Source organism: Bradyrhizobium sp. (assembly GCF_036735945.1).
Taxonomy (GTDB): Bacteria; Pseudomonadota; Alphaproteobacteria; order Rhizobiales; family Xanthobacteraceae; genus Bradyrhizobium.
This window is the reverse complement of sequence record NZ_DAINNI010000008.1, coordinates 52,701-65,583: the sequence shown is the minus strand read 5'-3', so window position 1 is coordinate 65,583 and position 12,883 is coordinate 52,701. Positions and strand designations below refer to the sequence as shown.

Annotated in this window: 11 protein-coding genes; 3 read left to right on the top strand and 8 right to left on the bottom strand. The window is 64.9% G+C overall.

Features of this window, described 5'->3' with window-relative positions; translation table 11 throughout:
- The 4 genes from V7E26_RS04810 to dusB form a co-directional block, all read right to left on the bottom strand.
- The gene (locus V7E26_RS04810; protein ID WP_324414024.1) at window positions 1-2,337 is read right to left on the bottom strand and encodes a sensor histidine kinase NtrY-like; all 2,337 of its coding nucleotides are present in this window, start codon (window positions 2,335-2,337) and stop codon (window positions 1-3) included.
- A 167-nt stretch (window positions 2,338-2,504) separates the two neighbouring features.
- Entirely contained in the window at window positions 2,505-3,947 is a 1,443-nt protein-coding gene (ntrC, locus tag V7E26_RS04805; protein WP_324414022.1) for a nitrogen regulation protein NR(I), read from the bottom strand.
- A gap of 9 nt (window positions 3,948-3,956) precedes the next feature.
- Entirely contained in the window at window positions 3,957-5,132 is a 1,176-nt protein-coding gene (locus V7E26_RS04800) for a two-component system sensor histidine kinase NtrB (RefSeq protein WP_324414020.1), read from the bottom strand.
- Window positions 5,129-6,130: a tRNA dihydrouridine synthase DusB gene (gene dusB / locus V7E26_RS04795; RefSeq protein WP_324414099.1), complete on the bottom strand. Its 1,002-nt coding sequence runs from the start codon at window positions 6,128-6,130 to the stop codon at window positions 5,129-5,131. Before dusB ends, V7E26_RS04800 begins: the two co-directional genes overlap by 4 nt.
- A 284-nt stretch (window positions 6,131-6,414) precedes the next feature.
- Between dusB and V7E26_RS04790 the strand changes: the two genes are divergently transcribed.
- On the top strand, window positions 6,415-7,611 hold the full coding sequence (locus V7E26_RS04790; protein ID WP_324414018.1) for a bifunctional 2-C-methyl-D-erythritol 4-phosphate cytidylyltransferase/2-C-methyl-D-erythritol 2,4-cyclodiphosphate synthase: 1,197 nt from the start codon (window positions 6,415-6,417) through the stop codon (window positions 7,609-7,611).
- A gap of 1 nt (window position 7,612) precedes the next feature.
- Window positions 7,613-8,215: a CinA family protein gene (locus V7E26_RS04785; protein ID WP_324414016.1), complete on the top strand. Its 603-nt coding sequence runs from the start codon at window positions 7,613-7,615 to the stop codon at window positions 8,213-8,215.
- 4 nt (window positions 8,216-8,219) lie between these two features.
- Here the strand turns inward: V7E26_RS04785 and V7E26_RS04780 are convergent, their stop codons facing one another.
- Together V7E26_RS04780 and V7E26_RS04775 are read right to left on the bottom strand one after the other, a co-directional pair.
- The gene (locus V7E26_RS04780; RefSeq protein ID WP_324414014.1) at window positions 8,220-9,893 is read right to left on the bottom strand and encodes a thiamine pyrophosphate-binding protein; all 1,674 of its coding nucleotides are present in this window, start codon (window positions 9,891-9,893) and stop codon (window positions 8,220-8,222) included.
- 102 nt (window positions 9,894-9,995) lie between these two features.
- Complete coding sequence (locus V7E26_RS04775) at window positions 9,996-10,913, bottom strand: NAD(P)-dependent oxidoreductase (RefSeq protein ID WP_324414012.1); 918 nt, start codon at window positions 10,911-10,913, stop codon at window positions 9,996-9,998.
- Between the two features lie 223 nt (window positions 10,914-11,136).
- Between V7E26_RS04775 and V7E26_RS04770 the strand changes: the two genes are divergently transcribed.
- On the top strand, window positions 11,137-11,868 hold the full coding sequence (locus tag V7E26_RS04770) for a FadR/GntR family transcriptional regulator (RefSeq protein WP_324414010.1): 732 nt from the start codon (window positions 11,137-11,139) through the stop codon (window positions 11,866-11,868).
- Here V7E26_RS04770 and V7E26_RS04765 read toward each other — a convergent pair.
- Both V7E26_RS04765 and V7E26_RS04760 read right to left on the bottom strand, forming a co-directional pair.
- Window positions 11,865-12,338, bottom strand: a complete 474-nt coding sequence (locus tag V7E26_RS04765; protein ID WP_324414008.1) for a type II toxin-antitoxin system RatA family toxin — start codon at window positions 12,336-12,338, stop codon at window positions 11,865-11,867. The two genes, V7E26_RS04770 and V7E26_RS04765, sit on opposite strands and share 4 nt — an antisense overlap.
- The gene (locus V7E26_RS04760) at window positions 12,338-12,877 is read right to left on the bottom strand and encodes a DNA topology modulation protein (protein ID WP_324414006.1); all 540 of its coding nucleotides are present in this window, start codon (window positions 12,875-12,877) and stop codon (window positions 12,338-12,340) included. The genes V7E26_RS04765 and V7E26_RS04760 overlap by 1 nt, the downstream gene beginning before the upstream one ends.
- Between the last annotated feature and the right edge of the window lie 6 nt (window positions 12,878-12,883).

Below are 12,883 nucleotides of genomic sequence, written 5' to 3'. Positions count from 1 at the left end.
TCAGTTGCCTGTCGCGGCTTCGGCTTTTGCTTGGTCATTGGTCGCGGCTGCCGCCTCGCTGGTTTGCCTGGACGGCGCTTTTGTTGCATTGCCCTGCTGATTTGCTTCCGCAGACGGCTGCTTCGCCTGGCCGGAGACGGCGAAGCGCAGCCGCATCCACGCGCCGCGCTGGCCGGGCCGGAAATCGGAAGCGTCCTTGAGTTCGATGCGGCCGCCATGGTCTTCCAGCACGCGGCCGACGATGGCGAGCCCGAGCCCGGTGCCCTTCTGGCGCGTCGTCACATAGGGCTCCAGCAGCCGTGCGCGGCTGGTCTTGGGAAGGCCGATGCCGTTGTCGATCACGTCGATCAGGATGTCGTCGCCTTCGCGCGCTGCCACGACGTCGATGCGGCCCTTGCCGAGTTCCTCCGGCGGCACCTGTTCGATCGCCTCCGTCGCATTCTTGATGATGTTGGTCAGCGCCTGCGAGATCAGCCGGCGGTCGAACTGCGCGCGCATCGGATCCTGCTTGATGTCGGCCTCGATATCGAGGTCGGGATGACCGACCTTCATGAGGAATACCGCCTGCCGCACGGTATCGGCGACGTCCTCGCCCTCCATGACCGGCTTCGGCATCCGCGCAAAGCGGGAGAATTCATCGACCATCCGTCTGATGTCGTCGACCTGTCGCACGATGGTATCGGTACATTGTTCGAAGATGTTCTTGTCTTCGGTGATGACCTTGCCGAATTTGCGGCGGATACGTTCGGCCGAAAGCTGGATCGGAGTCAGCGGATTCTTGATCTCGTGGGCGATGCGGCGCGCGACGTCGCCCCACGCCGAGGTACGTTGCGCGGAGACGAGTTCGGTGATGTCGTCGAGCGTGATGATGTAGCTGTCGCGCGACTGGCTGGTCTGTTCGGCGCTGACGCGGACCGACAGATTGCGCTCATGGCCGTCGCGCATGATCGTGATCTGGCCCTGCACCAGCCGCTGCGTCCCCTCGCGCGCGGTCTTCATCATGTCGTCGAGCTCGGGCAACACGTCCGAGAGCGGATGATCCAGCGTTTCCGACTCGGCATGGCCGATCAGCTTCTCGGCCGAGCGGTTCAGGATGCCGACGCAGCCTGACGCGTCGACGCCGATGATGCCGGCGCTGGCCGAGGACAGCACCGCCTCGATGAAGCGCCGCCGGCTGTCGATCAGGTCCGAGGCGCTGACCAGTTCGTCCCGCTGGCTGCGCAATTCGGCCGTCATCTTGTTGAAGGTCTCGCCGAGTTGCGCCAGATCGCCTTCGGATTTGTGGACCGGCACCTGGACGTGCAAATCGCCGGTCGAAACGATATTGGCCGCGCTCATCAGGTTGCGGATCGGCGCGACCAGCCAGTTGGCGAAGTTCAGTCCGATCAGCACCGACGCCATCAGGATGGTCAGCGCGATCACGGCAAACATCAGCGCGAAAGCGACCTGGATGCCGAGCCGGCGGGATTCGATCTGGGCGTATTCGGCGACGCTGGCCTCGGTCTGCTTGAGCTGCGTCACCACGCGGGGATCGAGCAGCCGCGCCACATACAGGAACGTGTCGTCGAAGGCTCGCAGCCGGATCACCGCCGCGACGTAATTGGCGTCGGGAAAGACCGCGATCTGCGGTTCGTCCTCGTTGACGTTGCTGAGGAAATCCTGCGGTGGCGTCGTAAAGTCCTGCTTGATGCCGGTCTGCGCGGTCTCCAGGATGTTGCGATCCTTGTCGATCAGCATGGCTCCCGGCAGATTCCGCGAACTGGCGCTCATCGTCAGCAATTCGCGAAACGATCGGCGGTCCTGGTCGAACAGCGGCCTGGAGCGGGCGATGTCGTCGGCCATCCCAAGGATGTCGCCACGGATCAATTGCGCGTGCTCATAGGTGTAGGCCCGTGCGACGATCAGCGAGTTCTGCATCACCTCGCGGGTCGGCCCCGAGAACAGCCGGTCGAGGCCCCGGTCGATGGTCACGTTGGCGACGATCGCGACGAGCACGGCGGGCAAGACGGCGATGATGGAGAACAGGCTGACGATCTGAACATGCAGCCGCGCCGCCGCCCGCCCTCGCCGCCGCGCCTGGATCACCAGCCAGACTTCACGGGCGATAATGGCGACGAGCAGCAGGATGGTCGCCGCATTGATCAACAGGAACGAATAGACAACGTTGCGGGTCGGCTCGATCGGCGTGAGCCCGCTCAGGACCACGAAAGTCAGAAACGCCGACAGCAGCGCGATCGCGACCGCAAACGGCGCCACCCACTTCCGCAGGATCCCTCCTCCGGATTCGGTGAACGACGGATTAAGCGCTGGTGCCGAGGTCGTCTCTGCGGTGGTCATTCCGGCAATCGTGAGCTGAAAGGGCAAACGCCCGCCTGTCGCGGACTGATGCATTCATATCACAATGTTGCCGAATTGCGACAATTCCACGGCGCACACGACCGCCAAAACTATCGTTCTCCACCGAATCAAGCCGCCATCCCAGTCCTGACTAGGCGGCGCAACCCCTAGCCGCCGCTCCGGTAGACCTGGATGTCGAGGTCCCTGATCTTCTTGCGCAGCGTATTGCGGTTCAGGCCAAGCAGGTCCGCCGCCCGGATCTGGTTGCCGCGGGTCGCCGCCAGCGCCGCGGTAAGCAGCGGCACCTCGATCTCCTTGAGGATGCGGTGGTAGAGGCCCGGCGGCGGCACACCGTTCGGAAAGCCGGAGAAGTGCGAGGACAGGTAGGCTTCGACCGCCCCTCCGAGGTTCTCCACCCCCATCGGCGCGTTGCCGCCCGAGGTGACGGCCGGCGGCGCCAGTTCGCCGTCGATCACCGACGCCGTAATGACGTCCTGCGGATAAAGCGCGGCGAGCCGGCGCGCGAGGTTTTCGAGTTCGCGCACGTTGCCGGGCCAGCGGTGCTGCTTGAGACGCTCCAGCGCCAGGGCGTCGAGCTTCTTCGGCGGCAGGCCGTCCTTTTCGGCGAGCGAGAAGAAGTGCCTGATGAGATCGGGCAGGTCCTCGATCCGCTCGCGCAATGGCGGCAGCCGTAGCGGCACCACGTTGAGGCGGAAGAACAGGTCCTCGCGGAATAGCCCCTGCTGGATCAGGATGCGCAGATCCTTGTTGCTGGCCGCCACGATCCGAACGTCGGTCTTGATCGGGGTGCGGCCGCCGACCGTGGTGTATTCGCCCTGCTGCAGCACACGGAGCAGCCGCGTCTGCGCCTCCATCGGCATGTCGCCGATTTCGTCGAGGAACAGCGTGCCGCCTTCGGCCTGTTCGAACCGTCCGGAAGCCCGGGTATTGGCGCCGGTGAACGCGCCGCGCTCATGGCCGAACAATTCGGATTCGATGAGGTCGCGCGGGATCGCAGCCATATTGACCGCAACGAACGGGCCGTTGCGGCGCTTGCCGTAATCGTGCAGCGCGCGCGCCACCAGTTCCTTGCCGGTGCCGGACTCGCCGGAGATCATCACCGTGAGGTCGGTCTGCATCAGCCGCGCCAGCACGCGGTAGATTTCCTGCATCGCCGGCGAGCGGCCGACCAGCGGGATCGAATCGAATTCGGATTCGTCGGCCGCGCTCGCCACCCGTTCCTTCGGCTCGGCCAGCGCGCGGCCGACGATGGTGATGAGTTCCTTCAGGTCGAACGGTTTCGGCAGATATTCATAGGCGCCGCGCTCCGAGGCGCGGATCGCCGTCATGAAGGTGTTCTGCGCGCTCATGACGATGACGGGAAGGTTCGGCCGCATCTTCTTGATGCGCGGCAGGAGGTCGAACGCATTCTCGTCGGGCATCACCACGTCGGTGATGACGAGATCGCCCTCGCCCTGGCTCACCCAGCGCCACAACGTTGTGGCGTTCCCGGTCAGCCGCACCTCATATCCGGCACGCGAAAGGGCCTGGTTCAAAACCGTGCGGATGGCGGTGTCGTCATCGGCAACGAGTATGCTACCTGCGGGCATTGGTGTTCCTCATCTTGCGTCCTGTGAGGCAGGCGACAGCGTACCCGGAACGCCGTCGCGGTTGCTTTGGTCGAACTGTTTGGCGGGATTGAACATCGGCATCAGCACGCGGAATGTCGTCTTCCGCGGCTGCGATTCACATTCGATGATGCCGCCGTGATCGCCGACGATCTTGGCAACCAGCGCAAGGCCGAGGCCGCTGCCGGTCTGTTTCGTCGTCACGAAGGGATCGAACAGGTTCGGCAGCAGGTCTTCCGGCACGCCTGAACCATTGTCCTTGACGCAGAACTCGAGCGGCAGCGACACCCGAGATTTCTTGCCCGGCACCGACAGGCGCACGCCGGGGCGGTAGGCCGTGGTGAGCTGGATTTCCGCATCGCTGCCGAGATCGGCGACCGCCTCGGCGGCGTTCTTGACGAGGTTGAGGAAGACCTGAATGAGCTGGTCCTGATTGGCGAGAACCGGAGGCAGCGACGGATCGTATTCCTCGATGAAGCGGACGTTGCGCGCGAAGCCGGATTGCGCCAGCCGTTTAACGTGGTCGAGCACGGAATGAATGTTGACCGGACCGCGGGCCACCGGGCGGTCGTCGCCGAACACTTCCATGCGGTCGACCAGGGTAACGATGCGGTCGGCCTCGTCGCAGATCAGCCGGGTCAGCATGCGGTCTTCGGAGGAAGCCGCCTGCTCCAGCAGTTGCGCCGCCCCGCGAATGCCGGACAGCGGATTCTTGATTTCGTGCGCCAGCATCGCGGCAAGCGCGATCACCGAGCGTGCCGCACTGCGGTGCGTCAGCTGCCGGTCCATCTTGTCGGCGATCGTGCGCTCCTGCAGCATCACCACGATGTGGCCGGCCCGCTCGGTAACCGGCGCGACGTGCAGGTCGACCTGCCGATCCCCACCGATCCGAGGCGTCCCGAGATCGACCTTGTATTCGTTGACCGGCGAGCCACTCGAACGCACCTGATCGATCAGCGCGAGCAACGGGCTGCCGAATGGCACCAGCTCTTTCAGGGACTGGCGGCGAAGGAACTGCGTCGAAATCTCGAAGAAGGATTCGGCCGCGATATTGGCGTCGACGATACGACCATCCGGCGCGATCAAGAGCACCGGGTTGGGCAGCGCGTTGAGGATGGCTTCGCTGTCGGTGGGCACGGTACGGCGATATTCTGCGACGGACGTCATGCAGCAGCACTCCATGCGAAATCGTCGAAGGCGTCCTGCAGCGATCGATGAACGCGGTGCGGATCCTCCGACGTCAGAATCTTTCGGCGCCAGCCCTTCAGCGTCTCCGCCGGCGCGCAGCTATGCTGGGCTGCGATCTCCAGGGCCCAGCCAAGATGCTTGCGTGCGTGCTTGAGCCCGATGCGTAGCCCGTAATGGCTGCAAACCTCGTCGTAGAGGGCGCGTACATGCGCGAGCTGTTCGGCGAGCGACGGCGCGGTCTCCACCTTCCCGGTCTCGAGCCGGCGTCCGATCTGCCCGGGCAACCAGGGCTGACCCTGCGCGCCGCGCCCGATCATCACGGCGTCCGCACCCGATGCTTCCAGCGCCTGCACCGCCTGGTCGAACGAGGTGATATCGCCATTGACGACGAGCGGCACGGAGACCGCATCCCTGACTGCGCGCACCGCGTTCCAATCGGCCTCGCCCTTGTAGAACTGACAGCGCGTACGACCATGCACGGTGATCATCTGCACGCCGGCGTCTTCCGCGCGACGCGCCAGTTCGGGCGCATTGAGCGAGCGCTCGTCCCAGCCAAGGCGCATTTTCAGCGTCACCGGCACTTTGACTGCGGCGATCGTGGCTTCGATCAGCTTGAGCGCGTGGTCGAGATCGCGCATCAGCGCCGATCCGGACTGCCCGCGCGTGACGTGCCGCGCCGGACAGCCCATGTTGATGTCGATGATGTCGGCGCCGCCGGCTTCCGCCACCCGCGCGCCCTCCGCCATCCAGTGCTCCTCACAACCCGCGAGCTGAACGACGTGCGGACCGACGCCCGCCTTCTCGCTGCGCAGAACCGACATTGGCCTGCCATGCACAAGTTCATCGCTGGCGGTCATCTCGGAGACCACCAGCCCCGCGCCAAGGTTGGCGGCAAGAAGTCGAAAGGGGGCGTCAGTAACGCCGGACATCGGCGCCAGGAGAACCCGGTTGGCGATAGCAATATCGCCTACTTTCAACGGCTTAGAGTGCGAACTTTCCGGGCCGGTCACGGGGTTCTCATGTTTGGGGCGGCGGCTTCATTGCAACCGTCGACGCCTATTGTGAGCACAAATCTTGGGCAGTCAAGCTTCTTGCCTACACTTTAGACAGAACTATCATTTGCGCAAGTGCACTGCAACAAAAACTGCTTTTCCCACAGCGCATGGGAAACGCTCTGTTTTTCCGTATCCGGCATGGTAAGGGCTGTGCGCAGCGCAACCGCCGCCCTCCTCAACCCTGATACCCTTGTATTTGAGTCCTGATGCCCAGACCTGAGCGCACCGCAGCCATCCTCGTTGCCGCCGGACGCGGGCTTCGCGCCGGCGCGGGAGGGCCGAAGCAGTATCGTGAAATCGGCGGGCAGACGGTGATCTTCCGCGCCATGCAGGCATTCTGCCGTCATCCGGATGTGTTCGCGGTGCAGCCGGTGGTCAATCCCGATGATGCCGCCATGTTCAATCAAGCCGCCGCGGGACTGCGCCATGAACCGCCCGCCAACGGCGGAGCTACCCGCCAGGCATCGGTGCATGCCGGCCTGGAGGCGCTGGCGGCGCAGAGGCCCGACATCGTTCTGATTCACGACGCCGCCCGGCCCTTCGTAACGCCGGGCGTGATTTCGCGCGCCATCGACGCGGCCGGCCGAACGGGCGCCGCCATTCCGACCGTTCCGGTCACCGACACGATCAAGCAGGTCTGTGATGCTGGTAACGTCGAGGCGACGCCCGAACGTGCAAGGCTGCGAATCGCGCAAACGCCGCAGGCGTTTCGCTTCGATGTCATTCTCGATGCCCATCGCCGCGCCGCGCGCGAGGGCCGCAGCGATTTCACTGATGATGCGGCGCTCGCGGAGTGGGCGGGATTGACGGTGGCGACCTTTGAAGGCGATCCTGTAAACATGAAGTTGACGACACCAGAAGATTTCAGCCGCGAGGAAGCCCGCCTCGCCGCCCAGCTCGGCGACATCAGGACCGGCACCGGTTACGACGTGCACGCCTTCGGCGACGGCGATCATCTGATGCTCTGCGGCGTGCGCGTGCCGCACACCCGCGGCTTTCTCGCCCATTCCGACGGCGATGTCGGCCTGCATGCCCTGGTCGACGCCATCCTCGGCGCGCTGGCGGATGGCGATATCGGCTCGCACTTTCCACCGACCGATCCGCAATGGAAGGGCGCCGCGTCAGATAAATTCCTGAAATATGCCGTCGATCGCGTCACCGCGCGCGGCGGCCGAATAGCCAATCTCGAAGTCACGATGATTTGCGAGCGTCCGAAGATCGGCCCGTTGCGCGATGTCATGCGCGCCCGCATTGCCGAGATCACCGGGCTCAACATCTCCCGCGTTGCGGTGAAGGCAACGACCAGCGAACGGCTGGGCTTCACCGGCCGCGAGGAAGGCATCGCCGCGACCGCGAGCGCCACCATCCGCCTGCCCTGGAACGACAAAGGTTGGGGCGAGTGAAATGAGCAGCAGCGATGCGCGCGCCCTCTCCCGCTCGCTGCTCGATCTGTGCCGGATGCGCAAGTTGACGATCGCGACGGCGGAATCCTGCACGGGAGGCCTCGTCGCCGGCGCGCTCACCGACATTCCCGGCTCGTCCGACGTGATCGACCGCGGCTTCGTCACCTATTCCAACGACGCCAAGCGCGCGATGCTCGGCGTCAAGGCCTCGACGCTCACGACCTTCGGCGCGGTCAGCAAGGAAACCGCCACCGCCATGGCGGTGGGCGCGCTCGAAAAGGCCGGCGTCGACCTCGCAGTATCCATTACCGGCATCGCGGGCCCGGGCGGCGCGACGCCTGGCAAACCGGTAGGCCTTGTCCATTTCGCGGTCGCATCGCGCGACGGCAAGATCCTGCACCGCGAATTCCGCTTCGGCGCGATCGGCCGCACCAGCGTGCGCCAGCGCTCCGTCGTCGAGGCCCTGCGCATGTTGATGGAACTGGCGCGCGGCCCGCAACCGCCGGCCAAGCCGCGGCGCGAGACGATGAGCCGACTGCGCCCGAGGGTAGCGCGAACGCCCCGGCGCAGCGCCGTCAAGCGGCGCCGGCCGACGCGGACGTGAAGCGTCAGGTTCGCGCCGCCAACGCCTTGGCGCGCGTTTCGCTCAGCGAAGCTGCCGGCGTCAACGCTTCCGGGCTGATCGTCAGCTCGATGATGGCCGGCAATCCGCTGGCCACGGCGTCGTCGAATGCTCGCGCAAAATCTTCGGTCCGTTCGACGCGGGCGCCGAAGCCACCGCAGGCGCGCGCCAGCGCCGCGAAGTCGGGATTGGCGAGATCGGTGCCCGAGACACGGCCGGGATACTCCCGCTCCTGATGCATCCGGATCGTGCCGTACATGCCGTTGTTGCAGACGATCACGATCAGCGGCAGCCGGTTCTCGACCGCCGTCATGAACTCCAGCCCGGTCATCTGGAAGCAGCCGTCCCCGGCAAAGCAGATGACGGTTCGTTCCGGATGCTGCAGCTTGGCGGCGACCGCCGCAGGCAGGCCATAGCCCATCGAACCCGAGGTCGGCGCGAGTTCGGTACGATATTGCCGGTAGCGCCAGAAACGATGCACCCAGACGGCATAATTGCCGGCGCCGTTGCAGATGATGGTGTCGTGGGGCAGCCGGTCGCTCAAACCGCGCACCACCTGCGAGAGCTGCACGTCGCCGGGTGACCTGGTCGGCTCGGTGAAGGCGAGGTAGTCGGCATGCGCCGTCTTGACGTAGTCGGCGCGCGAGGTGTGTTTCGGCTCCAGCCGCTTGATCGCGGCCGCGAAGGCCGCGCTGCTCGCGACCACACCCAGCGTCGGAGAATAGACGCGGCCGATCTCTTCCGGATCGGGATAGACGTGAACCAGCGGCTGCTTCGGCTTCGGAATATCGAACATCGTGTAGCCGGCCGTGGTGGCCTCCCCCAGCCGCGCGCCAAGCGCGATCACGAGGTCGCTGCTGCGGATCCGCTCGGCGATTCTGGCGTCGAGGCCGATGCCGATATGGCCGCCATAGCAGGGATGCAGATTGTCGAAATAATCCTGGCAGCGGAACGAAACGCCGACCGGCACCTCGTGCGCCGACGCAAACGCCTCGAGATCGCGGCGGGCCTGCTCGCTCCATCCACCGCCGCCGACGATCAGGAACGGCTTCTTCGCCTCCGACAGCAGCGCATGGAATTTCTGCAAGCCACCATCATCGGGCGCAATGGGCAGCGCATGATAGGGCGGCGCGTCCGGCACGTCGGCGGTGTCGGTGAGCATATCCTCGGGCAGCGCCAGCACGACCGGACCGGGACGGCCCGAAGTTGCAGTAAAAAAGGCGCGCGAGATGAATTCGGGAATCCGCCGCGCGTCGTCGATCTGGGCGACCCATTTCGCCATCGGCCCGAACATCTGGCGATAGTCGATTTCCTGGAACGCCTCGCGTTCCATCATGTCGCGTCCGACCTGGCCGAGCAGCAGGATCAGCGGCGTCGAGTCCTGGAATGCGACATGGACGCCGGAAGACGCGTTGGTGGCGCCGGGGCCGCGGGTGGCGAACACGATGCCGGGCTGCCCCGTCAGCTTGCCATAGGCCTCCGCCATCATGGCGGCGCCGCCCTCCTGCCGGGCGTTGATGAACCGCACGCGCTGGCTCTGGTACATGCCGTCGAGCGCCGCCAGGAAGCTTTCGCCGGGGACGCCGAACACGGTGTCGGCCCCATGCAGGGCCAACTGCTCGATCAGGATGTGACCACCAGTTCGAACTTTTGCGTCCATTGCCTCACTCCCTCAGCTTGCGGGATTACGAAATTGGGACCGGCTTAATCAATGGCGTCGGCGCCAGCAACCGGTTTCCTGCGAAACCTGATATGCGGCCGGTCAGGTCTCTTGGTCCTTCGGCCCGACCCGCGCCTCCACGCCGGTCACGGCCTCGTAGGCCTTGATGACGGCGGTACAGGACTCGCCGTCGTGCCCGAGCAGCGCCGCCTGCCGGTAGGTCTGGTGCACGGCCTCGGCCATGAAACCTGGCAAACCTGCCTCCTCCAGCCAGTGCGCGTAGTAGCGGACGTCCTTGCGGGCGTTCGCCAGCGACATCAGCGGCGTGAAGTCGCCGTCCAGCGTGGCCTGGCCGTAGAGGTCGAGCATGCCGCTCTTGCCGCCGGCGGCGGAGATGATGCGGATCAACTGGGAGAGGTCGAGCCCCTCCTTTGCGGCAAGCGCGAAGCCCTCGCACCATGCCGCCACATTGGCAAAGGCGATGTAGTTGTGAATCAGCTTGAGGCGGATGGCGTGGCCGAGCGGGCCGATATGGAAGACGTTTTCGGCATAGAGGTTGAAATAGGGCTCGAGGTCGTCGAGGAGATCGGGCTCGCCGCCGAACAGCACGTTGACCTTGCCGGCGTCAGCATGCTTCGGCGTCCGCGTCATCGGCGCTTCGGCATAGCGTCCGCCGGCCGCGCGCACCATGCGGTCGAGCTTTGCGACCATTTGCGGGCTGCCGGTGGTGTGGTCGACGATGACGAGGTTCGGCATCGGACCGGCGAGCAGCCCGTCGCCGCCGATCAGCAAGGCCTCGACATCCTCGGCCTCGTTGACGCAGATCATGATGATGCGGCAGGTGTCGCGGATTTCCCGAACATTCTTTGCGGCGGTCGCGCCAGACGATTTGGCGGCCGCCACGGCAGCCGGGTTGAGATCATAAGCGGTGACAGCCACGCCCTTGGCGACGAGGTTTTTCACCAGCCCGCGTCCCATTCCGCCAAGGCCGATAAAGCCAACGCGTTCGAATGTCGTCATCTCGGCCTTCCCATTAGGTTTGACGGTCTCGTTGGAATTTCCGGCATGCGCCTGCAACGGTATCGCTCGGCGCCAACCCTTCTGCTCCGCTACCACGCGCGCAAGCTGTCTGACAACCTGATTAGCTCGTTGCAACTTCTACTGTATTTCGATATGGCTGGACACCGGCATGGATCGTAATGGTGGGGTCCGTCCGGCGATGCCATCTGGACAGGACCATCCGGTGAAGTTCAAATCCCTCGAGCGCAGCCCCTCATTGCCGCAGGAAATCGTCGCCAGCCTGACCAACGCCCTGCATGCGGGCGAGCTTCGGCCGGGCGACCGCCTGCCCTCCGAACAGGCCCTGGCGAGCGAATTCGGCGTGGCGCGCACGGTTGTGCGCGAAGCCATCTCGCAACTTAAATACGATGGCGTCGTCCAGAGCCGGGTCGGGGTCGGCGCCTTTATCACGCCGCCGCAAGAGCGGACGGCGTTCCGGATCAGCCCGGCCTGCTTCAAGAAGCGCAAGGAGCTGTTGAAGCTGCTGCGGCTGCGCAACGGCGTCGTGATCGAGGTCGCGGCCGACGCGGCGCTGGCGCGCTCCAAGCGCGACATCACCCGCATGGAAGCCATCCTCGCCGAGATGCGCGAGGCAATCAGCGACCGCGAGCACGGCGCCGAGCGGCACTTCGAGGCCGAACGCCAGCTCATCCAGATCATCGCCAAGATGGCCGACAACGAGCATGCGCTGAATTTCATCGTGATGATCGACGGGCAGATCGCGGAAAAACTCCGTTCGGTTGCGGTCAAGAACACCAGGGCGACCGAGCTCGCCGCGGGTGCGATCGAGGAGCAGGTGCGTCTCGTCGACGCCATCAAGCGCGGCGATCCCGCGGCTGCGCGGGAACGCGCCCGCAAACATTACGACAACGCCGCCCAGCGCCTCGCCGATCGCGCCGACCTCGCGGACGTCTAACTCGCCGGCCCCGCCCCGCCCTTGCCGTAGACGGCGTCCGCCCGCTTCTCGAAGGCGGCGGCAAAGCGCTGGAAGGCGGTGTCGAACATCGTCCCCATCAGCATCGCGAGCATCCGGCTCCTGAACTCATAGGACAGGAAAAAGCCGACGTCGCAGTCGGTCTCGGATTTCGGCTCGAAGGTCCAGCGGTTTTCCAGGTTGCTGAAGGGACCGCGCAGATATTCGACCATGATTTTCAGGTTAGGCCGGTCGAGCGTCACGCGGCTGGTGAAGGATTCCCGCACCAGCTTGAACGACACCGTCATGTCGGCGACGATGACCTCGGTGCCGTCTTCCTTCGTCGTACGCTGTCTTATCCGCAGCGACTGGCACAGCGGAACGAAATCGGGATAGCGCTCGACATCGGCGACCAGATCGAACATCTGCGACGCCGTATGATGCACCCGGCGCTTGCTGGAAAAGCGCGGCATCAGTGCATACTCGCCCGGTTCCGCCTGGACGCAATCTGCCTCAAATAGTCGTCGGCCTGCGCCCGCTCGGTGAAGCAGACGAGTTGCTGATCGGCGCGCAATCCGCTGAAATAATCGAGCAGCTTCGGCCGCTGCGCCTGGCGATAGGTCCAGACGTAGCGGAAAAACTCGAAATCGATCTTCTCGGGACAGCCTTCGGCCATTTCGGGGCGGACCTCGCCGTAGGTAGTGAAGATCCGCTTCGTGATGCCGAGCATGCAGGTCCTGCGCGGCAGGTCGAACCAGATCACGGTGTCGCTCGACTGACGGCGCAATTCGCCCGCGCCGTGCCGCATGAAGTTGCCGTCCATGACCCATTGCGGCTGACGCGCGACCTCGGCCACGCGATGTCCGAACTCGGCATTGTCGGAGGCGACCCAGCCCGGTTTCCAGTACAGCGCGTCCAGCGAGACGAACGGGAGGCCCGCAATCCCGGACAGCCGTCTGGCAAATGTCGATTTGCCGGACCCCGACGATCCCATGACGAGCACGCGTTGCATTGGCTC